The organism is Sulfurimonas sp. NW9 (assembly GCF_051132275.1).
Lineage (GTDB): Bacteria > Campylobacterota > Campylobacteria > Campylobacterales > Sulfurimonadaceae > Sulfurimonas > Sulfurimonas hydrogeniphila.
This window is the reverse complement of record NZ_CP093236.1, coordinates 1,747,379-1,772,642: the sequence shown is the minus strand read 5'-3', so window position 1 is coordinate 1,772,642 and position 25,264 is coordinate 1,747,379. Positions and strand designations below refer to the sequence as shown.

Genomic DNA, 25,264 nt, shown 5'->3' with positions numbered 1-25,264 from the left:
CTCTATTTGGATAAAATAGCAGTAATATTTTAAATCAAGGCGTCAAATGAAAAAAAGAGCATTAGTAAGTGTAAGTGACAAAAACGGTGTTGTAGATTTTTGTAAATCATTGGTAAAAAATGAGTATGAGATAATTTCTACCGGCGGAACATACAGGTTGTTGAAAGAAAATGGGGTGGATGCTATTGAAATTGATGAGATAACAAAGTTTCCCGAATGTTTTGAAGGGCGTGTGAAAACTTTAAATCCTTTTGTTCACGGTGGGATTTTGCATCGTCGTGACAAACAGTCACATTTGGACCAGGCAAAAGAGCTTGGGGTTGAAGCGATTGATCTGGTATGTGTCAACCTTTATCCGTTTAAGGAAACAATAGAAAAAACGGATGATTTTGATGAAATTATAGAAAATATTGACATCGGCGGTCCGGCAATGGTTCGCTCGGCTGCAAAAAACTTTGATGCTGTTCTAATTGTAACAAATGTACAAGATTATGACATCGTTATTGATGCGATTGAGAATGAAAAAAATACAAAAGAGTTTCGCCGCGGTTTTATGATTAAGGCGTATGAACATACTGCAGCCTATGATTCAATGATTGCAAACTACATGAATGAACGTTTCAACGAAGGTTTCGGCGAAAAACAGTTTATTGTAGGCAATAAAGTAATGAACACTCGTTATGGTGAAAATCCTCATCAAAAAGGTGCCCTCTATGAATTTGACAAACATTTTTCAAATAATTTTAAGACACTCAAAGGCGAAGCAAGTTTTAACAACCTAAATGATTTAAACGGTGCGGTTAAAATTGCAGCTGCCTTTGGGAATGAAAATGCTGTTTGTATCTCAAAACACGGTAATCCCTGTGGCTTTGCAATTAAAGATACATTACTTGAAGCATATACAGAAGCACTCAAATGTGACCCTGTATCTGCTTTTGGCGGTGTGGTTGCCGTTAATGGCACAGTTGACAAAGCATTGGCAGAAAAAATGAATGAAATATTTATTGAAGTGATTATAGCAGGACGTATTACCGAAGAAGCACAGGAAGTATTTGCAGCAAAGAAAAGAATTAAACTTTTTGAGATGGGTGCGGATAACTTAATATTGGCGAATGATAAAAAAGACTTTAAACACATTGACGGCGGATTTATTTTCCAGGATGCGGACAAGGTGCAGGATGATGAAGTGAAAAATGCAAAACTTATGAGTAAAAATGCAGCAACACCTGAAGAGATGAAAGATCTTGAAATTGCCTATAAGGTAGCATCCCTGACAAAATCAAACTGTGTCGTTTATGTGAAAAATTCCGCAATGGTTGCTGTCGGTATGGGAATGACCAGCCGTGTAGATGCTGCACAGTGTGCGCTTAAAAAAGCAAAAGATATGGGGCTTGACGTAACAGGCGCAGCCCTTGCCAGCGAAGCATTCTTTCCGTTTCGTGACTCTATAGATGCAGCCGCGGCAGCAGGGGTCAAAAATATTATAGAACCAGGAGGCTCTATTCGCGACGAAGAAATAATAGCTGCAGCCGATGAATTTGGTATGAGTCTCTACTTTTCAGGTATCCGCCACTTCTTACATTAAATCTATCAAGGTTTCTTTACCTTGATTGACATGCACTCAAGTAATATGATATAATTCCACTAATGAGAATCTATGAATAATTAAATAAGTTAGAAGGAATAAATATGAGCAAATCATTATACGAAACATTGGAAGTATCTCCAAATGCAAGTGAATCAGAAATCAAAAAAGCCTACAGAAAGTTAGCCCGCAAATACCATCCGGATGTTAATAAGGATCCGAGTGCGGAAGAAAAATTTAAAGAAATAAATGCAGCCTATGAAGTGCTGAGTGACAAAGAAAAAAAAGCACAGTATGATCAGTACGGTGATGCGATGTTCGGTGGTCAGAATTTCCATGATTTTTCTCAAAGTCAGGGTGGAAATGTAGACCTTGATGAAATACTGCGTCAGATGTTTTCAGGTGGCGGCGGATTTGGAGGTTTTAGCGGTGCAGGAGGCGGAGCCTCTGGCTTCAGCAGTTCCGGATTTGGCGGAGGGCAACGCTATCAAGAACCGAACCTTGATATAGAAGCAAATGTAACCATCCCGTTTGCCGTAGCAATCTTAGGAGGATCTCATTCTGTTTCTGTAAACGGCGAGCGTTTTGACATCAAAATTCCTGCCGGTGTAAAAGACGGTGAGAGAATGCGCGTCAAAGGCAAAGGCCATGCACAAAACGGCAGAGTCGGAGACCTCTTTTTGCGCATACATGTAGCACCGAGTCCGGAGTATGAGAGAGAGGGAGATGATTTAGTCAAAACTATTGATGTGCCTTTGTATGCGGCACTTTTTGGTGACAAAATATCTGTACAGACTCTGGAAAAAGAGATTAAACTTAAAATACCGCAAAATACGAAAAACGGACAGCGCTTTCGTGTCAAAGGCATGGGGGCTATGAATCGTAAAACGAAACAAAGAGGTGATTTGTATCTAAAAGCAAATATTGTATTGCCAAAAGTTGAAGATCTGGATCCTGAATTAGTAAAAATTATGAAAGAAAAATTACCAAAGACAGTATAAAAGGAGGGTATTGCTATGCACCATTATGATGAACCAGTCTATTTAATAAGCATTGTTGCAAAAATATTAGATATACACCCTCAAACTCTACGACAGTATGAGAGGGAAAACTTAATAAATCCATCTCGTTCTGACGGACGAATACGACTCTACTCGCAACGGGATATAGATAAAATTAAATTAATTTTGCGATTGACACGTGAACTGGGTGTGAACCTTGCAGGTGTGGATATTATTCTTAATTTGAAAGAAACAATAGATGCAATGGAAAAAGAGATAGCAGAACTTCGTCACGAAGTTGAAGTAGTCAAAAATGCACATTCTGTTGCTCCGGAAAAGTCACTTGTCACGAAAAAGAGTTTATATGAGATGATAGTTTTTAAAGAGTAGAAGATCTACTCTTTGAGTCTTTGTATATTGGCACCGACTTGGTAAAGTTTTTTCTCAAGTGAGTCATATCCACGATCCAGGTGGTAGATGCGGTGTACATGTGTTTCTCCGGTTGCAACAAGTGCAGCGAGAACCAATGCGCTTGATGCACGTAAATCCGTTGCCATGACATCAGTCCCACACAGGTTGCTTTTTCCACTCACTGTTGCAATATGACCGTTTAATGTTATATCTGCACCCATACGCTGTAATTCACTGACATGCATAAATCTGTTTTCAAAAAGTCGTTCTTCTATAATTGAAACACCGTCTGCCTGTGTTGCAAGTGCCAAAAACTGTGCCTGCATGTCTGTTGGAAATGCGGGATATTCCTGTGTGACAATTTTAACAGGTTTGATATGCGCGGCAGGGTGAATTGTAATTGTGGTGTCTGTGAGGGTAAAAGTACTGCCCATCTCTTCGAGTTTGGATATAACTGCGCCCAAATGTTTCGGTTCAACATTCGTCAATGTGAGTTGCGATTTTGTAATGGCCCCCGCACAAAGGTATGTTCCGGCTTCTATCCTGTCCGGAATGATAGAAAACTCATTGATATTGAGCAGTTGTCCGTCTGTACCGTGTATTTCGAGTATTGCTGTGCCTATACCGTTGATTTTCACGCCGCTGGCATTGAGTACTTCGCATAATTGGACAACTTCAGGTTCTCTGGCTGCATTTGTAATCGTTGTTACCCCCTTGGCAAGAGCGGCGGCCATAACAATATTTGCAGTACCTGTAACGGTGACTTTGTCAAAAATTATTTCACATCCGTGCAAGCCATTTGGCGTTCTTGCTTCGATGTATCCTGCTTTAATAGCTATTTTTGCACCCATCTGTTCCAAGGCTTTAAGATGCAGATCAATTGGACGCTGTCCAATTGCACATCCTCCGGGTAAAGAGACTTCACAATGCCCAAAACGTGCTAAAATCGGTCCTAAAACCAAAATAGAAGCACGCATGGTTTTTACTATATCATAGGTGGCTTTTGTTTCGTGTAGATCAAATGTATTGACGATAACACTGTCTTGCGAAAATTCACAGGTTGCACCAAGATTTGACAGGAGTTTTAAAAGCGTTTTTATATCTACAACCTGTGGTAAATTTTTCATATGTACACTGTTTTTGGCCAGTATGCACATAGCAATAAGAGGTAGAGATGCATTCTTTGCACCTGAGATATTTATAGTACCTTCGAGTGAAGCACTGTTTTTTATTTTTAAATAATCCATAGGTCTCTTTGTATTTTCATAAATTTTATAATTGGCATTATATCTAAGGGCACCTCTAAAAACCCTGATATATCTCAACATTATAGCAAAAGTGCTAATGCAAGGCAAAACTATGCAGGAGCTACGAGTAGCTTCTCTTTTTGGTTTTGAGGTATATCAGGGTTTTTAGAGATGCCCTGATTAATATGATTATATAAACAGTTTATTTTTGATATACTTAATTTTTTAAAGGATTTACACATGAGTTCCGCATTAGACAGATTGAAACATTTAACAAATAAAATTTCCAGTTATGAGACGGCGAGAAAGCAAAATTTAAAAATATTACAAAAGCTGTTTGGGGAGTTGGGTATAGACAAAAAAGTAGCAAAATTTGAAGATTTATTTCATTTTAAAGCTGTGAACCTTTCGGGTGTATCGCTAAATGAGGAGGATCTTGGTACAATTAAAAAAGGAAAATATTTACAGATTTTAGCAATTCATTATGACAAAAACGCAATACAAAAAAGTAAAAATATCTCTTTGGCCTATTTTGGAAGAGTTGAGAATGTTGCCACTGAACTAAAAGAGAAGGTAGTGGAATTTGTCATTCGCTACAGGTTTGAAAAAAGTTTTATGACACTTGAACATTATCATGATATGCTAAATAGATTCGGGCAGGAGAATGAGTAGATTTTATTTTTTTATATGGTTGCAGTGGGCGGTAAAACTGACATTGTATACAGCGTTGCTGACTTTTTTTATTGCTGCTTTTATAACACTGGTAATATATATAAGCCAGGGAACAACAGGTACATTAGACAATGAAATAACAAGGGCACTTTTGACTATATTTAAATTCTGGTTTATGGTGTCATGGAATTTTGCGCTTTTGATTGTTTTATTTAGAAGTCTGAAATATATTTTTAATAAATGCATAAAAGGGTATGTGTTTGTCCTGTTAGGTTGTCCCAAAGAAGAGACGAATGAAGAAACAGGAGAAATTATAGATGAGATTGGATATGGTGATTTGTTGAAAGTATGGCGAAAATGGTTTATGCTGATGATATGGACAGTTGCAGGAGAAATGATTGTGGCAGTGATTGTTATGAAGCTTTTTAGCTCATATGAGAGCGTGTTTACATGGTTTAATATGTATGTGCTGCATATATTTATACTAATTGCCGGTTTTTTTTCTTTCATTGTACTCAGTGTAAAATGTAAAAAAGTTCAGGTAAAAAAATGTTGATTTTTACAGATGTTCAGACTACAGGGATTGAAGCAGGCGATGTTGTGTGCTCCGTTGCATTATTAAAAGATGAAAAGGTATTTTACGAACTTATAAACGAAGGAAAAAAGATACCGCCGTCAGCTTCAAGTATTCATCATATTACAAATGAAATGATCAAAGATAAAAAGCTTTTTAAAATGACGCAAGTATATGAAATATTACAAAAAAACAATACTTTTGAAAATACTTTAATTGCACATAATGTACAATTCGTTTTGGAAAAATTTGCTGTTTCGGGTCTGCAATGGCAAGGAGCTGTAATAGATACATTAAAAGTCACAAAACATCTTATCAAAGAGTGCGAACAGTTTTCATTGCAGTTTTTACGCTATGAACTCAAGCTGTACAGACAAGAGAATGCGCTTAAACAGCAGTATGGAATTAAAGATGCTTTATGCTCCAATAATGCACTCAATGATGTATTTGTAACAAAATTATTGTTTGAATATCTGCTTGAGTATGCAACAGTAGAAAAGATGAAAGAATTAAGTTTTCAAAAAGTGCTTTTAGAAAAATTTCCCTTTGGAAAATATATGGGAAAATATATAGAAGAGATAGTCCAACATGATATTAATTATGTGAACTGGATGTTGTGTCTGGAAGATTTGGATGAAGATTTAAAGTACTCGCTTGAGTATTATTTGAGAGGATAGTTTTATGAAAGTAGCTGTTGAATGCCAGTCTCCGCTTTTGCAAAAGTCATTAGAACTTTTTTTGGCAAAGTATTTAAGTTCATCAAAAAAAAGTGACATAATCATTCGTGATGAAGAGTGTTTGAATGAGAGCCGATGTTTTTATATTTCAACGAAAGAAGGAGCAGACTTATTGAAACCTTTTTCAAAGTCACAGCTTATTTTGGCCTTGGAAAAAAAATATAATGAACTCTATCCTGAGAGTACAAATACTCAGCCTGAAGATGAGAACACAAGTGAGAGAATGAACTTTGAAGTATTGGAAAAAAGAATTGAGTTGTTAACAAAAGAGTATCAGGAAAATATTCTAAGAGCGGTGAAAGCATTTTATGAAAAGTAAACAACTGAGCAAGAAGATTATTGCAGGAAAATATAAGGGAAAAAAACTTTTGCTCCCGTCAAAAGTCACTACACGAAGTTCCAAGTCTATAGTTTTGGAATCTTTTTTTAATACTTTACAGTTTGATATAGTTGATGCAAACTTTGTTGAAGTTTTTTCAGGGAGTGGATCAATAGGTCTTGAAGCACTCAGCCGTGGTGCAAAAAAAATATACTTTATGGAAAAAGATAAAGAAGCATTAAAAACACTTCAAAAAAATATTTCACAGACAGACCCGTCTGCCTGTGAAGTCTTTGCCGGAGACAGTTTTGAAAATATTGAGTTAGTTCTCTCAAGACTGAAAAAATCGAATGAAGATGCATTCTTCTACATTGACCCTCCGTTCAGCATCCGTGAGGGTATGGAAGAGATTTATGAAAAAACTATGAAACTTATAGAAAAACTGCCTGCCTTACATGTAAAGATGATTATTGTAGAACATATGAGCGGTCTGAAGATTCCTGAATTCTTAGGCATATACAAGGTGAAAAAATCAAAAAAATTTGGGAATACTACGTTAACATATCTTACAAACAATAATATGGAATAAAATTTGCTGGTTTATCTTTACATGTAAGGATTGCTAATGAAATTTATTTTACTGTTTATACTTTTTTTCTCTACTCTTTATGCTACAAAGATATCGGATGTGTCAAATATTGTAGGAGTAAGAGACAATCAGGTTATAGGCTATTCCCTTGTTGTCGGATTGAAAAAAACCGGAGACGGGACTACCTCAAGGTTTACTCTTCAGTCTATCTCCAATATGCTTCGTGCAATGAATATAAACATGGATCCAATTGACATTATGTCGAAAAATGTTGCTGCTGTTGTGGTAACTGCTACTATGAAACCTTTTGCCAGACAGGGTGATAAAATGGATGTGACCGTTTCTTCTATAGGAGACTCAAAATCTTTAGAAGGGGGAACACTTCTGATGACACCTTTAAAAGGGGTTGACGGAAAAATTTATGCTTTGGCACAAGGAGCCATCAGTATAGGCGGACTGAACACAAGAGGTGCAGGAAATGCGTCACACCCTACTACAGGAATTGTTTTTAACGGAGGGATAATTGAAAGAGAAATCAATATTGATCTGTTTCATCAAAAATATGCAACATTATCTCTTAAAGAATCAGGATTCAGGAATGCTGTTGGAATTCAAAAGGCAATTAATGATTATTATCATACACAGTTAGCAATAGCCATGGACTCAAGAAGTATAAAACTGAAATGTCCACAAAATCGTTCTATGATAGAGTTTTTGGCTGAGGTTCAGGAGATCGACATGGATTATCATCCAAAAGATAAAATCATAATAAATGAAAGAACAGGAACAATTGTTGCTGGAGTAAATATAGAACTCAAACCGGTAGTTTTAACACACGGAGATATTACGATAAAGATTGTTGAACAGAAAAAGATTTCAAAGCCTGCAGGTTCAATGAGTATTGATAATAATCTGGTTATCGGTTTAAACGAGAATGAAGTCTATACCAAAGAGGGAACAACAACAGTGGCAAATCTTGTAAGATCTTTGCAAAAACTCGGAGCTTCACCAAAAGATATTATATCTATACTTGAAGCGATGAAAAGTGCAGGGAGTATATCTGCAGAATTGAAGGTGATATGATGAGTTACTCAATGAATGCTGTCAATGCCCAGGCACAAATGGCTACAGCGAATAAAGCAATACCCAGGATTGACGAAAAGGCGCAGGATAAGGCTCTGAGAGAACAGACAGATGCTTTTGAAGCCGTTATAGTAAAAATGCTGATGGATAATGCGATGAAAGATGATAAGAATCTTTTTTCATCACAAAATGATCCGGGAGATAAAATATATAAATCAATGTACAGAGATGAGCTTTCTAAAGCAAGTGCCGGAAGTTTCGGATTTTCGCAAATGCTTTATGATTATTTATCTCAAAAGAATTCATAAAATCAACTTAATAAGTTCTGGTTATTGCCGATATAACAATAGCAATAAAACAAACTTATTATATAAAGGATGAATTATGATTTCAAAAGTAAATAATTCAGTGTTGGGGAGTGCCTATGTGAACAATACACTTTCAAACACACAAAAAAAAGAGAATACTTCAGTAACTGCTGTGGAAAACAAGAGCAGCAAAGTCGAACAACTCAAAGAGTCTATAGACTCAGGACAATACAAAGTAGATTTGTCTGCATTATCTAAAAAAATGGCAGATGAGTTACTTTAGAAATAAACTAACAGGAGAATGGCATGTTGAGTCATCATTTGCAGAGCGCTTTACAGGATTTAAAAGATTTAATTTCAATAACAAAATCAGATATCAAAGATATCCAAAAAGCGCAACATGACCATCAGTTTGAAAGACTCTCCATAAAAGAAGAAAAACTAAAAAGCTTTGAAGCAAAAAAAGCAATGATAGATTACGAAATTTCTGCGTTAATTACATCCCATCCGGATGTTGAACTTCCCCAATTATTAGATGAAACACAGCATCAACTATTGGATGAATTAAAACAAAGCTTGTCAGAACTCAGAACAGTGAATAAACAGTATGCAAAGTTAGTAGTTGTCGTGAGTAATTTATACAATACCTTCCTGGAAAGATTAGTACCGACTGAAATGCAGGGGTACAACAAGGTTGCATCCAAAGACTCTACAATATTGGAAGTAAGGGTTTAAAATGGCTTCAATTTTTAATACACTCAGCATCGGATACAGCGGATTAAGCGCAGCACAAGTCGGAATAAATACAACAGGAAACAATATAGCAAATGCGGAAAATGAAGGATATACCCGTCAAAGAGTGATCACTTCAGCTGCAAATCCTTTGATTACGAGTGCAGGAAATGTTGGAAATGGCGTTGAAATCCAGGATATCAAAAGAGTATTTGACAATTTTGTGTTTGACAGATACAGCAGTGTTTCTGCAGATAAAGAATACAGTGATTTTGAAAGACAAACACTTGAAGAACTCTCAACATATTTTCCTGAAATAGATGGTGTCGGAATTAAAGCGGACCTGGCCGAATACTATAATATGTGGCAGACTTTTGCTGATAATCCAAATAATGATTCCATAAAAATTGCATTGGCAAAACAGACCGAAACACTGACACAGCATATAACCCAAACACAAAACCAGGTTTTAAATTTACAAATGCAGGTAAATGACCAGCTTGATGTTAATATTACTGAGGTAAACAGTCTGGCTCAGCAGTTGGCAGATCTTAACAAGTCCATTGATGTTGCTGAAGCGGGTGGAGGATACACTGCAAATGATTTACGGGATAAAAGAAATGTTATAGAAAGAAGTTTATCCAGATTGATAGGCGCTGAAGTAAATCAAGGACAGTTGGAATCAAATATTCAGATAGATTCCAATTCAAATACAAGAACCGGAAGTTATACACTTAGTGTTAACGGTTTTAATCTTGTTGACGGCAGTACATATCATCCGCTCACTATTGAAAAAGGGAATAATCCGTATGGATTTTATGAACTCTCCTATGAACGACAGGACGGTACACTTATTCCTATGGAAGAAGAGATAACCAATGGAAAGATAGGAGCAATTTTCAATCTGAGAGGTCGGGCTGTTGATACAACAAGTGGTATGCCGACAGATGGTGTATTGCAAAATGTTGTTTCAGATCTTGATGCTTTTGCCAAGGGCCTCATAGAATCAACAAACAACCTGTATGCAAAAAGTGCCAGATCCCGAATGGAGTCAAATAACATTAATATTAATCCGGCAACTCCTTTGGTAACTTCCTCTTTAAATATTAATCCCGGTTCTTTTGATGTGACAGTGTATGATATAGATGGCAATGAGGTGGCAAAAAGGACGATAAACATTGATGCTGCAACTTCTATGTCAGGTATCAGTGGTTCCAACTCAATTGAGGGGCAAATCATCGCAAATAAAGATGACAACAGTGATGCAAATGCCAATAATGATGTTGATGATTATATGATTTTTAATTATGCACCAAATGCGAATGGTGATATAAAACTTGAACTCAGCATGAATACAGCTGCCAATTCGCAAGGCTATACATTTGCCGTTGTTGACAACTTACCTGATAATACATTTGCATCAGGAACAAATTTTGCAGGTGCTATAGGGCTTGGTTCCTTTTTTGAGGGGACTAATGCAAGAGATATTCGTCTCAATACACAATACAGGAATAATCCGACACAATTACATGCTGGCTATTCATCCAATGCAGGTGATAACAGAGTCGCTCTTGATATGGTTCAGCAACAGTTTGAATCCTATAAATTTCAGGTAGGAAATGAGCAGTATGATACGACAACATACGGGATGTTTGATATTACCAGTACCTATGTAGGCATCTCAACAAATTCAGCCATAACAAGGAATGAAACTGTTTCTACGCAATTTAATGCGACAGAGATGGAATATAATTCTATTACAAAAGTAAGTATTGATGAAGAGATGACAAATCTCATCAAGTATCAGACTTCTTACGGTGCTGCCGCAAAAGTGATTACTACTGTTGATCAAATGATGCAGACACTTTTAGGCATTAAACAATAGCTTTATGCCTAAATTCAGTATATTTATACTCATCTTTATTTTCCTGTTTTCGTTTTTCGGATCACAACTATACCATGCCAGCCCCTATGCTTTAGATGCAAAAGCAATTTTGTTGGCGCCTTCCTTGATGCACCCTTTAGGCACGGACAGGCTGGGAAGGGATATATTGGCTCGCCTTATTGCCGGAGGAGAAGTTTCTCTTGTTATTGGGGCAGGGAGTGCTTTTGTCGCTTCTTTTATTGGACTGATTCTGGGTTCGATGGCCGGATATTTCAAAGGAAGCGTGGACAGGATCTTTGTCATTACAGTCGATCTTTTTTTGACATTTCCGACATTTTTTTTACTGCTTGCATTGGTCAGTTATGTCAATGCCTCTGCTTTGGTTCTGATTGTTATTATATCAATTACAGGGTGGATGACAACCGCCAGGCTGATACGCTCTGAGAGTTTTAAAATTACTTCCCAGCCTTATATTAAAATACTCAAGATCGCAAAGGTAAATACATTAAAAATTCTTTTAAAATATTATGCCCCTGTTTTGGCTCCGATCTATTTTGTAAGTTTTACTTTCGGCGTGGGCGGTGCTATTTTGGCAGAGTCAGGATTGAGTTTTTTAGGATTGGGAATTGTCGCACCTCAGATGAGCTGGGGGACAATTTTAAGTGGAGGAAAAGATGTTATTGACATTGCCTGGTGGGTGAGTTTTTTCCCAGGTTTAATGATTTTTTTAGTCACTTTTTCACTTATTAATATTTCAAACTATTTACAGCAGATTACAAATCAGCAAGAGATTCAAAGCTAAAGGGAAAACGTATGAAAGAGCATAAAATAGGCTATTATTTTATCGTTATGGCAAGTGTGGTGATTGTCCTGGCAGGCATAAAAAGTGCATCAGTCATTATTATTCCGTTTTTACTCTCTTTGTTTATTGCAATTATCCTCTCTCCTTTGTATAATTATTTTAAGTCAAAGTCGATACCGGATATTGTGTCTGTTACTTTGGTAATAACAGTCTTTATTCTGTTTTTGGCGCTGATTGCAAAACTTGTGGGTAATTCAGTGCATGATTTTAGTGCCAATATTGATACATATGCACAAAAACTTGCGCAATATTATCAGCTTATTTCACACTATACCGCTTCTTTCGGTATAGAAATTTCAACTGAGGATATAGCAAACCTGATAAATATGAAACAGGCGATGAAATTCGCAACAAGTATTATTCAAAGTATGGGTGCTATGTTTACAAATGGTTTTATCATTATTTTAACAGTGATATTTATGCTGCTTGAATCACAATATTTTGTAAAAAAAGTGGAACTGGCTGACGGACATCAAGAGACAATGGCTCATATAGAAAGAATTTTTTCTAAAATAAAAAACTATATGGTACTCAAAGCACTCATCTCATTGTTTACCGGTGCCATCATATGGATGAGTCTCTATTTTTTAGGTACAGATTATGCCTTTTTATGGGGAGTATTGGCTTTTATGTTAAACTTTATCCCAAATATAGGTTCAATAATTGCAGCCATTCCTGCAGTTTTAATTACTTTAGTGCAGCTGGGAGGCATGAGCGCTTTGGTAGTCATGGTGTTGTACACTGTGATAAATATAGTCATAGGCTCTATTCTTGAACCTAAAATTATGGGAAAAGGTTTAGGACTGTCCACCCTGATAGTTTTTCTTTCACTCATGTTCTGGGGATGGCTTTTGGGCATAGTAGGCATGCTTTTGTCAATTCCTTTAACAATAATGGCAAAGATTATTTTTGATGCCAATCAAAATACACAATGGATAGGCGTCCTGCTTGGAACAGGTGACAATATTGCATTGAATGAAGAAACTAATAAGTAAAATACAAGAGCAATATAGCTATACTACAAAAAAATATATAGATTACTCAGTAGGAAAAATTTTGATATTAATGATAGATAATTATGACAGTTTTACATACAATATTGTTCAGTATTGCAGGGAACTTGGAGCGGATTTAAAAATTATACGCAATGATGAGATGAGTGTGCAAGAGATAGAAAATCTTCATCCGGAAAAAATTATAATTTCTCCCGGACCGGCTTCTCCTGATGAGGCAGGTGTAACCTTGGAAGTGATAAATTATTTTCAGGACAAATTGCCGATTCTTGGTATATGCTTAGGGCACCAGAGTATTGCACAGGCTTTTGGTGCAGATATCGTGCGTGCCAAAAATATGATGCACGGTAAAACATCAAAGATTAAACACTCTACATGTAAACTCTTTGACACTCTGCCGGATGAATTTACGGCAACACGTTATCATTCTCTGATAGTCGATAAAAAGAGTATACCGGAGAGTATCGAACCGACAGCCTTCAGTATGGATGATGATGAAATAATGGCACTAAAAATAAAAGATAAAGATATTTACGGCGTGCAGTTTCATCCTGAATCTATAATGAGCGAATACGGACATGAAATTATTGGAAATTTTCTAAAATTATGAAATATCGAATCATCTTATTCCTGATACTTGGATTGGATGCATCTATTCTTATTTTTCAAACTACGCAAATTTCCATCTCTCCCTCTGAAGCATCACTTTTGTACGGAGATGCTTCCTTCTTGCAGCAATTAGTGAAACTCTCATTAAAAATATTTGGACAAAATGATTTTGCATTACGGTTTGTGATGATACTTTTACATCTTTTAAGTGCATGGCTTTTATATGCGATTTCTGCAAAATACTTGGCATTAGAGAGAAACAGGTTATGGCTAGTAACAGTATTTGTACTTTTGCCTGGAGTTGTCAGTGCTGCTCTTGTTGTCAGTCATGCCGGTTTGATTATTTTTGGACTGTTTCTGTACATATATCTGAGTCAAAAACTGAATGATTATTACTTGAATGTTCTGTTGTTTTTGTATGCACTGCTAGATGCGGGTTTTGTTTATCTGTTTGCAGGACTTGCAATATTTTATTTATTTCAAAAAAATAAAATATTGTTTTTATACAATCTTTTTCTTGCAGGTTTATCTGTTTATATCTACGGTTTAAATATATCGGGTGTACCAAGTGGTCATTTTTTAGACACAATCGGAGTTTACAGTGCTATTTTTACCCCTGTTATATTTATATATATTTTTTATACGCTGTATCGTGGTTACCTTAATGACGAGAATGACAAAATATGGTATATAGCATCAACTGCTTTATTGTTTTCTTTACTCCTGTCATTTAGACAACGTGTCGAACTTGAGTTATTTGCACCTTATCTGATTTTAGCGCTGCCCTTGGCGGCGAAAACTTTTGCACATTCATACAGGGTGAGACTGACAAACTTCAGGAAAAGATACAGAGCAATATTTGTGTTGGCCTTTGTATTTTTAATTTTTAATACTCTAATTGTAATGTTTAACAAAGAACTGTATTTACTTTTAGACAATCCAAAAAAACATTTTGCATATAAAATGCATATTGCCAAAAAACTTGCAACCGAGTTAAAAGCAATGAATATATTGTGTGTGAAAACCAACCAGGATATGCAGAAAAGATTAAAATTTTATTTTATTGATAAATGTGATGAAAATGTTTTACAAGAATTAAAACCTCATTCAAATATTAAGAGCGATGTTACTATACGTTACAAAAATAAAATACTGTATAAGGCTAATGTTACTAAAATAAACAATAAATAAATCTATTTAATGCTTAATATAAACCAAAGATATTTGTTGGATACTTTATGCTAGAATAATCCACAAATATCAAAATAGGGAGTTTCTATGGCTCAAAAAGCGATACGAGAATATGACGCGAAGTCAATTTTAGCAAAACATTGGAATAAATACTTTCCAGATTTCACTTATGCATACGAGACGGTTCTGGTAACATCAGGTGCGGAACTGCTTGAAGCTGCAAAAGAAAAACCATGGTTAAAAGAAAAACCATTAGTTGTAAAACCGGATATGCTGTTTGGTAAACGTGGTAAAAACAACTTGGTGCTTTTTAAAGATCAAAAACCGGGTGATGTTACTTTAGAAAAAGCTGCAGCATGGATTGACGAAAAAGCGAAAGAAGATGTGGCAGTCTATTTTTCATTTGAGGGAGATACTCCGACAGGTGAGCCAAAAGTAGACAGATTGACTCACTTTATTGTTGAGCCGTTTACTCCGCATGATCAGTCTGAAGAGTATTATATTTCGGCAACTGTGGTAGGAGATGAAGATGTTCTCTACATGTCAGCTGAAGGCGGTATGGAAGTTGAAGAGGGATGGGATGAAAAAGTTACCGAAGTTGCATTCCCGATTACTGCTACAGAAGAAGAGATCGCCGAGAAAATAAAAGCAAATATTCCTGCAGACGTAAAAGAAGAAGATAAAGAAAATTTTGCAAAATTTGCAATCGGTTTCTTTAAAGCGTATCGTGAACTAAATTTTGCATACCTTGAAATTAATCCATTTGTTATGCAAGGAACAAAAATTGAGCTTTTAGACATGGTTGCAAAACTGGATGATACTGCCGGATTTATGATGGTAGAAGAGTGGGGTGATGTTGAGTATCCAACTGCATTTGGTATGGAAGCAAAATCTCCGGAAGTTGAAGCAATCGAGGAAGCAGATGCAAAAACAGGTGCTTCACTCAAGCTTACATTACTGAAGCCTGAAGCCAGAATATGGACTATGGTTGCCGGTGGTGGTGCTTCAGTTGTATACGCTGATACTATTGCTGATTTTGCAGGTATTGAAGATTTAGCGAACTATGGTGAATACTCAGGTGGTCCAACTACGGGTGAAACAAAATTTTATGCTGAAACACTTCTTGATTTAATGACAAGAGAAAAAGATCCTCAAGGGCGTGATAAAATCTTAATCATTGGTGGAGCGATTGCAAACTTTACAGATGTTGCAAAAACATTTACAGGTATTATTCAGGCTTTTGAAAATTACGCCGATAAAATGAAAGATGTAGGTATAAAAATTTATGTCAGACGTGGTGGTCCAAACTATGAAAAAGGTTTAAAAGACATCAAAGAAGCTGCTGACAGATTAGGTTTAAACATTGAAGTATATGGTCCGGAAACACATGTAACAGACATCGTGCGTATGGCATTAGAAGAGAAGTAAGGAGAAAAGATGGGAAAATTATTTACTAGAGATACACAAGCAATTTTTTGGAATAACAACAAAACTGCTATCCAGAGAATGCTTGACTATGATTACACAATCAAAAGAGAAACACCATCTGTGGCGGCAATCGTTGCACCTACGAGTTCAAACAAATTTGAAAAGTTTTTTTGGGGTGCGGATGAGATTATGGTCCCTATTTACAAAAGTACAGCAGAAGCAAAAGCTGCTCAGCCACAAGCTGATGTACTTTTAAACTTTGCATCATTCAGAACGGCTTATGATGTAACTATGGAAGCCTTAAACCTTGGCGGCTTTAAAACAATCATGATCACAGCTGAGGGAATTCCGGAAAGACTTGCCCGTGGCATGAATGCCTATGCAAGAGAACTCAATGTAACTGTTATAGGACCTGCAACTGTTGGTGCTATTGTTCCGGGTGCATTTAAAATTGCCAATATCGGTGGTACTATTGAAAATATTATCAACTCAAAATTGCACCGTGCAGGTTCATGTGGACTTGTGACACGCTCTGGTGGACTTTTTAACGAACTTTCAAATATTATTGCAATTAATGCTGACGGTATTGCTGAGGTGTTGCTATCGGTGGTGACAGATTCGTAGGATCAGTTTTTATTGACAATTTATTGCGTATGCAAGAAAACCCGGATGTAAAATATATGATTTTACTGGTGAAGTCGGTGGTACGGAAGAGTATAAAGTAATCGAAGCAGTAAAATCCGGAAAAATTACTAAGCCAATTATTGCATGGTGTATCGGTACTATTGCTAAGTATTATGATTCCGGTGTTCAGTTTGGTCATGCTGGTGCTTCAGCAAATGCTGAGCGTGAAACTGCTGAAGCTAAAAACAAAGCGATGGCTGAAGCTGGTATACATGTACCGGCTACATTTAACGATTTACCGGCAACTATCATGGAAGTTTATGATGATTTAAAAACAAAAGGCATTATTGGGGAAATTGAAGAACCTGAAATCAATGTTATTCCTAAAATGCGTCGTTCTAAAAACTTTATCTGTACTATTTCTGATGACAGAGGGGAAGAGGCTACATATGCAGGCTTTCCTATTTCATCTGTTGCGACTCCGGATACAGGTAAAGGTATCGGTGATGTTATTTCACTTTTATGGTTTAAAAAACAGTATCCAAATGGGCGACAGATTTTATAGAAACTGTTATAAAAACAGTAGCAGACCACGGTCCTGCGGTTTCTGGTGCGCATAATGCAAAAGTAACAGCACGTGCAGGTAAATCAGTTGTTGAATCACTTGTAACCGGTTTATTGACAATTGGTCCGAGATTTGGTGGTGCAATTGACGGTGCGGCAAAATATTTTAAATATGCTGATGATAACAATCTTTCTCCAAAAGAGTTTTTAGCATATATGAAAAGTGAAGGCGTACCAATTCCAGGTATCGGTCACCGTATTAAATCTCTTAAAAATCCGGATCTTCGTGTTACGGGTCTTATGAATTACGCAGCAGAACATTTTCCAAGTACTCCACTGCTGGATTATGCAAAAACTGTTGAAGCGTTAACAACATCAAAAAAAGAGAACCTTATCTTAAATGTTGATGGTACTATAGGTATCTTAATGGTTGATATGTGGAGAGCACTGGGATACTCTGAAGAAGAAATCAATGAATTTATCGAATCAGGTACTCTCAATTCATTCTTTATCGTCGGCCGTTCAATAGGTTTTATCGGGCATGTTCTTGATGAAAAACGTCTTGCTATGCCAATGTACAGACATCCGATGGATGATATTCTTTACGATGTAAAAAAAGCAGAAAAAATTTAATTATTCTGCATGAGACAAAGAGGTTACTCTTTGTCTTATCTTCATTCCTTTCCCCTTTTTTATTCTATTTTGATATACTACACTCATGAAAAAAGCTTTTACTCTTTTAGAAATTGTTTTTGTGGTGGTTGTAATTGGTATATTGGCAGCAGTTATAATTCCGCATACCAAGACCAATCCTTTACAGGAAGCAGCTATACAATTGGTTTCCCATATAAGGTATACGCAGCATTTGGCAATTATTGATGACAAGTTTGATGCGAATGAGCCATACTGGTTTAGGCAAAAGTGGCAATTGGCATTTTCCACGGCTGCCGGAACAAACTCTTACATGATATTTTCGGATTCTCCTGCTAAAATTGGTGGAGCGTATGATGGTAATCCAAGCGCGAACAATACATATACTGATGTGGAAGTAGCACAAAATCCGCTAAAAAAAGGTAAGTATTTGATTGGTGTTGCAAATAATAATTTTGACAATTCTGAAACAAAACATCTTTCAAAAGAGTTGGACATAGGCAAGAAATATGGTATTGCTGCTATTACAGTGACAGGAGGAAGCACAGGTTCAGGAGCAAGAAGAATTTTGTTTGATCATATAGGCAGACCATACAGAGGGAATACAAGTTCAACTTCTATGGTTGCTTTAAATTCTGCTGTTGATAGAATTGCGACATCAGCAATTTATATAAAGCTTTGTTTGGATGTTTGTATTAATCCAAAAACGAGTGCGAACAACAGGAATGAGATTGTAATTAAAATAGAACCGGAAACCGGGTATGCACACATATTATAGCTATAGACGTGAAAAAAATATTAAGAAACAGTAACTTCAAAAACTTTTTAAAAAACCCACCAAACATTAAGCAGTCTCTAAGCAATACTCCCCTATAATTCCCATCCACAAACAGAGAGACCTGATTTAAAAGGCCTGAAGAGACTTCGAGTAGAAGCTTTTAAAAATGTTTGAGATCATTGAAAACTAAGCAAGTAAGAGACTTTTTAGCTTTAGAGTTAAAGAGATAAATTACTTAGAAATAACTAATAAACAACAACCGTCTATTCTATTTTGAAATCCATACAGGCTTGCCTGTATGGTTCCCTTAATAGTAATAGATAACTATACAGTCTAGTAATAGAACCTTAAGCAGTTTTATTAAGACTTAAAATAACAAAGCCAATGATTTAATAATCTTGGGCAAAAGATCAGTAATAAGTTTACTTATCTTTCTGTAATAACAATTATGGAGAGTTTGATCCTGGCTCAGAATGAACGCTGGCGGCGTGCTTAACACATGCAAGTCGAACGGTAACAGATAGTAGCTTGCTACTATGCTGACGAGTGGCGCACGGGTGAGTAATATATAGATAATGTGCCCCTTGGACCGGGATAGCCATTGGAAACGATGATTAATACCGGATACTCCTTCTTATCACAAGATAAGTCGGGAAATGGATTCCGCCAAGGGATCGGTCTATATCCCATCAGCTAGTTGGTAGTGTAAGAGACTACCAAGGCGATGACGGGTAGCGGGTTTGAGAGGATGATCCGCCACACTGGTACTGAGACACGGACCAGACTCCTACGGGAGGCAGCAGTGAGGAATATTGCACAATGGGGGAAACCCTGATGCAGCAACGCCGCGTGGAGGATGACGCATTTCGGTGTGTAAACTCCTTTTATATGTCAAGAAAATGACGGTAGCATATGAATAAGCACCGGCTAACTCCGTGCCAGCAGCCGCGGTAATACGGAGGGTGCAAGCGTTATTCGGAATCACTGGGCGTAAAGGACGCGTAGGCGGGTTGGCAAGTCAGATGTGAAATCCTACAGCTTAACTGTAGAACTGCATTTGAAACTGCCGACCTAGAGTATGGGAGGGGGAGATGGAATTAGTGGTGTAGGGGTAAAATCCGTAGATATCACTAGGAATACCGAAAGCGAAGGCGATCTCCTGGAACATAACTGACGCTAAGGCGTGAAAGCGTGGGGAGCAAACAGGATTAGATACCCTGGTAGTCCACGCCCTAAACGATGTTCACTAGTCGTCGCTCTGCTAGTCAGGGCGGTGATGCACTTAACAGATTAAGTGAACCGCCTGGGGAGTACGGTCGCAAGATTAAAACTCAAAGGAATAGACGGGGACCCGCACAAGTGGTGGAGCATGTGGTTTAATTCGAAGATACGCGAAGAACCTTACCTAGCCTTGACATTGAGAGAACCTGCCAGAGATGGCGGGGTGCCCTTCGGGAGCTCGAAAACAGGTGCTGCACGGCTGTCGTCAGCTCGTGTCGTGAGATGTTGGGTTAAGTCCCGCAACGAGCGCAACCCTCGTCCTTAGTTGCTAGCAGGTTAAGCTGAGCACTCTAAGGAGACTGCCTTCGTAAGGAGGAGGAAGGTGAGGACGACGTCAAGTCATCATGGCCCTTATGGCTAGGGCTACACACGTGCTACAATGGGGCGTACAGAGTGTTGCGATACCGCGAGGTGGAGCTAATCACTTAAAGCGTCTCTCAGTTCGGATTGGAGTCTGCAACTCGACTCCATGAAGCTGGAATCACTAGTAATCGTAGATCAGCAATGCTACGGTGAATACGTTCCCGGGTCTTGTACTCACCGCCCGTCACACCATGGGAGTTGATTTCACCCGAAATCGGGAAGCCAACCTTCGGGGGGCTACCGCTTACGGTGGAATTAGCGACTGGGGTGAAGTCGTAACAAGGTAACCGTAGGAGAACCTGCGGTTGGATCACCTCCTTTCTAGAGTAAAGAGCACTCATTCGATTGAGTGGCTCAACACAAGAAAATCTCACACGAGAAATAGTTTATTAGTTGTTTCAAAAGTTAACTTACTTGCTTAGTTTTCAGTGATCTGTGTTCATTTGAATTACGATTATAAAATGGGGAATTAGCTCAGCTGGGAGAGCGCCTGCCTTGCACGCAGGAGGTCAGCGGTTCGATCCCGCTATTCTCCACCATTTCTTAGCGATTTGCACTTAAAAAAGAAACTCACATACTAAAGTATGCTTCGCTTCTTTTTTAAGCACAACTCATCTAAGAAACAAGTTTCTAAATTAAATATAAGTTCTTAAAGTCATAAGAATTTATATTTGGTTTAAAAACCAAACGATCATTAAATTACAATTGTTAAAGTCAACAACTTTAATTATAGAGATATAATTAAAAACTAAATAACTACAATAACAGATCATTCATCTTGTTTAATGTATTCATACATTAAATAAGGTAGTGAACGCAAATAGAATAAAAAGATATTAAGGGCCATAGGTGGATGCCTTGGCTAGTAGAGGCGATGAAAGACGTACTAGGCTGCGAAAAGTCTCGGGGAGCTGCCAAGAAGCTTTGATCCGGGAATTTCTGAATGGGGCGACCCACGGAGCGATTCGTGTTACCACCTTCGGGTGGGGCGAACTTGGGAAGTGAAACATCTCAGTACCCAAGGAAGAGAAATCAAACGAGATTCCGAGAGTAGCGGCGAGCGAAATTGGAATAGGGCGCATACATTTAGCATATTTGTTAGCAGAACATTCTGGAAAGGATGAGCATAGAGGGTGATACTCCCGTAAGCGAAAACATTTATGTGGAACTAAGGTATGGAACGAGTAGGTCGGGACACGTGTTATCTTGACTGAATATGGGGGGACCACCCTCCAACCCTAAATACTACTACTAGACCGATAGCGAACAAGTACCGTGAGGGAAAGGTGAAAAGGACCGCGGTGAGCGGAGTGAAATAGAACCTGAAACCTATGGCTTACAATCATTCGGAGCACTATTAAATAAGTGTGACGGACTGCCTTTTGCATAATGAGCCTGCGAGTTGTGGTATCTGGCAAGGTTAATCGAACGAGAAGCCGTAGCGAAAGCGAGTCTTAATAGGGCGACATAGTCAGATGCTGCAGACCCGAAACTGAGTGATCTATCCATGAGCAGGTTGAAGCTGGTGTAAGAGCCAGTGGAGGACCGAACCCGTAGAAGTTGAAAATTCTTGGGATGACTTGTGGATAGGGGTGAAAGGCCAATCAAACTCAGTGATAGCTGGTTCTCTCCGAAATATATTTAGGTATAGCCTCGAGCATTAGCGTATAGGGGTAGAGCACTGACAGGGCTAGGGCTGCTTACCGCGGTACCAAACCCTATCAAACTCCGAATACTATACGTGTAACCTCGGGAGTCAGGCGTAGGGTGATAAAATCCTATGTCGAGAGGGGAACAACCCAGACTAACAGCTAAGGTCCCAAAGTTTTATCTAAGTGGAAAAGGATGTGGAGTTGCTGTGACAACCAGGAGGTTGGCTTAGAAGCAGCCATCCTTTAAAGAAAGCGTAACAGCTCACTGGTCTAGCGATTCTGCGCCGAAAATATAACGGGGCTAAGATAAACACCGAAGCTTTAGATTTACAGTTTACTGTAAGTGGTAGGAGAGCGTTCCATTCAGCGCTGAAGGTATACCGGTAAGGAGTACTGGAGCGGATGGAAGTGAGCATGCAGGCATGAGTAGCGAGAAAAGAAGTGAGAATCTTCTTCGCCGTAAACCCAAGGTTTCCTACGCGATGCTCGTCATCGTAGGGTTAGTCGGGACCTAAGTCGAGTCCGAAAGGGGTAGACGATGGCAAATCGGTTAATATTCCGATACCGACATTACATCGTTTGAGTGATGGGGGGACGCATAGAGTTAAAGGGGGTCACTGATGGAATAGTGGCTCGAAGGACGTAGGTCGTAGCGTAGGCAAATCCGCGCTACATGAGACCGAGATCTGACAGGCTGGTCAATCTTTTCGGAGAGCGACCAGAACCCTTGATACTGTCGTGCCGAGAAAAGCCTCTAAACGAGATGTAATGTTGCCCGTACCGTAAACCGACACAGGTGGGTGAGATGAGTATTCTAAGGCGCGTGGATGAACCCTTGTTAAGGAACTCTGCAAACTAGCACCGTATCTTCGGTATAAGGTGTGCCCTAAGTGTTAGGAGATTTACTCTCCAAAGCACTGACGGGTCGCAGCAAAGAGTCCCTCCCGACTGTTTACCAAAAACACAGCACTCTGCTAACACGTAAGTGGATGTATAGGGTGTGACGCCTGCCCGGTGCTCGAAGGTTAAAAGGATTGCTTAGCATTAGCGAAGGCATGAATTGAAGCCCGAGTAAACGGCGGCCGTAACTATAACGGTCCTAAGGTAGCGAAATTCCTTGTCGGTTAAATACCGACCTGCATGAATGGCGTAACGAGATGGGAGCTGTCTCAACAAGGGATCCAGTGAAATTGTAGTGGAGGTGAAAATTCCTCCTACCCGCGGAAAGACGGAAAGACCCCGTGCACCTTTACTATAGCTTGACACTGCTATTGGGATATTCATGTGCAGGATAGGTGGGAGCCGTTGAATCTAGGACGCCAGTTCTGGAGGAGGCATCCTTGAGATACCACCCTTGAATATTCTGATAGCTAACTCCGTACGATTATCTCGTGCGAGGACAATGTCTGGTGGGTAGTTTGACTGGGGCGGTCGCCTCCTAAAAAGTAACGGAGGCTTACAAAGTTCGGCTCAGAAGGGTTGGAAATCCTTCGTAGAGTATAATGGCATAAGCCGGACTGACTGTGAGACATACAAGTCGAGCAGAGTCGAAAGACGGTCATAGTGATCCGGTGGTTCTGTGTGGAAGGGCCATCGCTCAAAGGATAAAAGGTACGCCGGGGATAACAGGCTGATCTCCCCCAAGAGCTCACATCGACGGGGAGGTTTGGCACCTCGATGTCGGCTCATCGCATCCTGGGGCTGGAGCAGGTCCCAAGGGTATGCTGTTCGCCATTTAAAGCGGTACGCGAGCTGGGTTCAGAACGTCGTGAGACAGTTCGGTCCCTATCTTCCGTGGGCGTAGGAACGTTGAGGAGAGCTGACCCTAGTACGAGAGGACCGGGTTGGACGTGCCACTGGTGCACCAGTTTGTCCTGCCAAGGGCATAGCTGGGTAGCTACGCACGGATGAGATAACCGCTGAAAGCATCTAAGCGGGAAGCCAACTCCAAGATGAACGTTCCCTGAAGTACGCTTGAAGACTACAAGCTTGATAGGCTGGATGTGTACGCACAGCAATGTGTTTAGCTGACCAGTACTAATAGTACGTTTGTCTTTTTACCAAGTTCTTAAATGAACACAATTGCTTCACTACCTTATTTAGTGTATATATACTAATAAGAGATATGTTAGTAGTTATTTGGAACCGGTACTTTAGTGCCGGCTGTTGTTGATTTTACCAATTCTAACTTAATGAGCAATCATTTATTCTATGTTTCGAAATGACATAGAACATACAAAAACTCACTCAACTGGTCCTTGTAAGATCAGATATAAATACATCAGTCAGATGTCTTTATATCTGATCTTGTCTAGGTGGCTATAGAGAGAGGGAAACGCCTGGCCCCATTCCGAACCCAGAAGCTAAGCCTCTCATCGCTGATAATACTGCAGGTTTCACTTGTGGGAATGTAGGTCGCTGCCTAGTTGATCAGATTTCTTACTCTTTAACTATTTTATAATCATTGATACTCTTTACATCTAACGAATAATCTTATCCATAGTATTATTTTTATATAATTGTAAAAAAATGGAAAGAGAATGTTATTGGAAAACGGGTGGAAAAATTTTCTCAATGATGAAATTCATAAAGAATATTTTATCAAACTTCTTAAAAAAGTATCTTTGGAATATAAATCAAAAACTGTATTCCCCAATTTTGAAAATATATTTAGAGCTTTTAATTTAGTAAAGCCTTCTGAAGTAAAAGTTGTAATTATAGGACAGGATCCATACCATGGAATAAATCAGGCTACCGGTCTTGCTTTTTCTGTTTGTCCAAAATGTAATATTCCACCTTCGCTAAAAAACATATACAAAGAGTTAGTCGATGATATAGGTTGTAAATATCCGAAAAACGGGGATTTGACACAATGGGCAAAAGAGGGAGTTTTGTTGATAAATGCTGTTTTAACTGTTGAACAGGGGAAGGCAAATTCTCATAAAGATTTTGGCTGGCAAAAGTTTACTGATGCCGTTATCAAAAACTCTCTGATGAAAAAGAACATTTGGTTTTTATATTATGGGGTGGACCGTCACAAAAAAAAGAATTTCTAATCGATACAACAAAACATTGTATTATTAGATCTCCTCACCCTTCTCCGCT

The 25,264-nt window shown here is 38.5% G+C and carries 21 protein-coding genes, 1 tRNA gene, 3 rRNA genes and 1 pseudogene; 25 read left to right on the top strand and 1 reads right to left on the bottom strand.

The annotated features are described in order from the left end of the window. The first annotated feature begins 46 nt into the window (after window positions 1–46). The 3 genes from purH (at window position 47) to MLC44_RS10015 (ending at window position 2,976) form a co-directional block, all read left to right on the top strand. Complete coding sequence (gene purH, locus MLC44_RS10025; protein WP_151899852.1) at window positions 47–1,585, top strand: bifunctional phosphoribosylaminoimidazolecarboxamide formyltransferase/IMP cyclohydrolase; 1,539 nt, start codon at window positions 47–49, stop codon at window positions 1,583–1,585. Between the two features lie 104 nt (window positions 1,586–1,689). Continuing rightward, window positions 1,690–2,586 carry a DnaJ C-terminal domain-containing protein gene (locus MLC44_RS10020; protein ID WP_434580117.1) on the top strand — a complete coding sequence of 299 codons (897 nt, stop codon included), beginning with the start codon at window positions 1,690–1,692 and terminating at the stop codon, window positions 2,584–2,586. 15 nt (window positions 2,587–2,601) lie between these two features. After that, complete coding sequence (locus tag MLC44_RS10015) at window positions 2,602–2,976, top strand: heat shock protein transcriptional repressor HspR (RefSeq protein WP_151899854.1); 375 nt, start codon at window positions 2,602–2,604, stop codon at window positions 2,974–2,976. 5 nt (window positions 2,977–2,981) lie between these two features. On the opposite strand, the gene murA is transcribed toward MLC44_RS10015, so the two are convergent. Then, window positions 2,982–4,244 (bottom strand): UDP-N-acetylglucosamine 1-carboxyvinyltransferase, encoded by a 1,263-nt coding sequence (gene murA / locus MLC44_RS10010; protein ID WP_434657165.1) that lies wholly within the window; start codon window positions 4,242–4,244, stop codon window positions 2,982–2,984. Window positions 4,245–4,484: 240 nt separating this feature from the next. On the opposite strand from murA, the gene MLC44_RS10005 reads away from it, so the two are divergent. The 22 genes and pseudogenes from MLC44_RS10005 (at window position 4,485) to MLC44_RS09900 (ending at window position 25,215) form a co-directional block, all read left to right on the top strand. Then, window positions 4,485–4,916, top strand: a complete 432-nt coding sequence (locus MLC44_RS10005; protein WP_434657163.1) for a hypothetical protein — start codon at window positions 4,485–4,487, stop codon at window positions 4,914–4,916. Beyond that, window positions 4,909–5,472 (top strand): hypothetical protein, encoded by a 564-nt coding sequence (locus MLC44_RS10000; RefSeq protein ID WP_434580111.1) that lies wholly within the window; start codon window positions 4,909–4,911, stop codon window positions 5,470–5,472. Before MLC44_RS10005 ends, MLC44_RS10000 begins: the two co-directional genes overlap by 8 nt. Then, window positions 5,466–6,167: an exonuclease domain-containing protein gene (locus MLC44_RS09995; protein WP_151899858.1), complete on the top strand. Its 702-nt coding sequence runs from the start codon at window positions 5,466–5,468 to the stop codon at window positions 6,165–6,167. The genes MLC44_RS10000 and MLC44_RS09995 overlap by 7 nt, the downstream gene beginning before the upstream one ends. A 4-nt stretch (window positions 6,168–6,171) precedes the next feature. Beyond that, window positions 6,172–6,546 carry a hypothetical protein gene (locus tag MLC44_RS09990; protein ID WP_151899859.1) on the top strand — a complete coding sequence of 125 codons (375 nt, stop codon included), beginning with the start codon at window positions 6,172–6,174 and terminating at the stop codon, window positions 6,544–6,546. Continuing rightward, window positions 6,536–7,135 carry a 16S rRNA (guanine(966)-N(2))-methyltransferase RsmD gene (gene rsmD, locus MLC44_RS09985; protein WP_151899860.1) on the top strand — a complete coding sequence of 200 codons (600 nt, stop codon included), beginning with the start codon at window positions 6,536–6,538 and terminating at the stop codon, window positions 7,133–7,135. Before MLC44_RS09990 ends, rsmD begins: the two co-directional genes overlap by 11 nt. Before the next feature lie 36 nt (window positions 7,136–7,171). Next, entirely contained in the window at window positions 7,172–8,218 is a 1,047-nt protein-coding gene (locus MLC44_RS09980; RefSeq protein ID WP_434657160.1) for a flagellar basal body P-ring protein FlgI, read from the top strand. Then, entirely contained in the window at window positions 8,218–8,526 is a 309-nt protein-coding gene (locus MLC44_RS09975; protein WP_151899862.1) for a rod-binding protein, read from the top strand. Before MLC44_RS09980 ends, MLC44_RS09975 begins: the two co-directional genes overlap by 1 nt. A 76-nt stretch (window positions 8,527–8,602) precedes the next feature. After that, entirely contained in the window at window positions 8,603–8,809 is a 207-nt protein-coding gene (locus MLC44_RS09970) for a flagellar biosynthesis anti-sigma factor FlgM (protein WP_151899863.1), read from the top strand. Between the two features lie 23 nt (window positions 8,810–8,832). Then, complete coding sequence (locus MLC44_RS09965) at window positions 8,833–9,261, top strand: hypothetical protein (protein WP_346389917.1); 429 nt, start codon at window positions 8,833–8,835, stop codon at window positions 9,259–9,261. Window position 9,262: 1 nt separating this feature from the next. Then, window positions 9,263–11,143 carry a flagellar hook-associated protein FlgK gene (gene flgK, locus MLC44_RS09960; RefSeq protein WP_151899865.1) on the top strand — a complete coding sequence of 627 codons (1,881 nt, stop codon included), beginning with the start codon at window positions 9,263–9,265 and terminating at the stop codon, window positions 11,141–11,143. 4 nt (window positions 11,144–11,147) lie between these two features. Beyond that, a complete protein-coding gene (locus MLC44_RS09955) occupies window positions 11,148–11,945 on the top strand; it encodes an ABC transporter permease (protein ID WP_418640547.1) in 798 nt (265 codons plus the stop codon). Window positions 11,946–11,956: 11 nt separating this feature from the next. Continuing rightward, window positions 11,957–13,000, top strand: coding sequence for an AI-2E family transporter (locus MLC44_RS09950; protein WP_151899867.1), 1,044 nt, complete (start codon window positions 11,957–11,959; stop codon window positions 12,998–13,000). A 61-nt stretch (window positions 13,001–13,061) separates the two neighbouring features. Beyond that, complete coding sequence (locus MLC44_RS09945; protein WP_151901488.1) at window positions 13,062–13,628, top strand: anthranilate synthase component II; 567 nt, start codon at window positions 13,062–13,064, stop codon at window positions 13,626–13,628. Continuing rightward, window positions 13,625–14,818, top strand: coding sequence for a hypothetical protein (locus MLC44_RS09940; protein WP_434657156.1), 1,194 nt, complete (start codon window positions 13,625–13,627; stop codon window positions 14,816–14,818). Before MLC44_RS09945 ends, MLC44_RS09940 begins: the two co-directional genes overlap by 4 nt. Window positions 14,819–14,905: 87 nt before the next feature. Then, window positions 14,906–16,246 carry an ATP citrate lyase citrate-binding domain-containing protein gene (locus tag MLC44_RS09935; RefSeq protein ID WP_151899869.1) on the top strand — a complete coding sequence of 447 codons (1,341 nt, stop codon included), beginning with the start codon at window positions 14,906–14,908 and terminating at the stop codon, window positions 16,244–16,246. 9 nt (window positions 16,247–16,255) lie between these two features. After that, window positions 16,256–18,067, top strand: a pseudogene (locus MLC44_RS09930) (citrate/2-methylcitrate synthase). An 85-nt stretch (window positions 18,068–18,152) separates the two neighbouring features. Then, window positions 18,153–18,863, top strand: a complete 711-nt coding sequence (locus MLC44_RS09925; RefSeq protein ID WP_418640545.1) for a prepilin-type N-terminal cleavage/methylation domain-containing protein — start codon at window positions 18,153–18,155, stop codon at window positions 18,861–18,863. A gap of 445 nt (window positions 18,864–19,308) precedes the next feature. Beyond that, window positions 19,309–20,828, top strand: a 16S ribosomal RNA gene (locus MLC44_RS09920). Window positions 20,829–20,970: 142 nt separating this feature from the next. Then, window positions 20,971–21,046 (top strand) — tRNA-Ala (locus MLC44_RS09915). Window positions 21,047–21,333: 287 nt separating this feature from the next. Continuing rightward, a 23S ribosomal RNA gene (locus MLC44_RS09910) occupies window positions 21,334–24,221 on the top strand. Window positions 24,222–24,470: 249 nt separating this feature from the next. Then, a 5S ribosomal RNA gene (rrf, locus tag MLC44_RS09905) occupies window positions 24,471–24,586 on the top strand. Together the 16S, 23S and 5S rRNA genes with 1 tRNA gene alongside form the textbook arrangement of a ribosomal RNA operon. A 113-nt stretch (window positions 24,587–24,699) precedes the next feature. Further along, on the top strand, window positions 24,700–25,215 hold the full coding sequence (locus MLC44_RS09900) for a uracil-DNA glycosylase (protein WP_434657154.1): 516 nt from the start codon (window positions 24,700–24,702) through the stop codon (window positions 25,213–25,215). Window positions 25,216–25,264 lie beyond the last annotated feature (49 nt).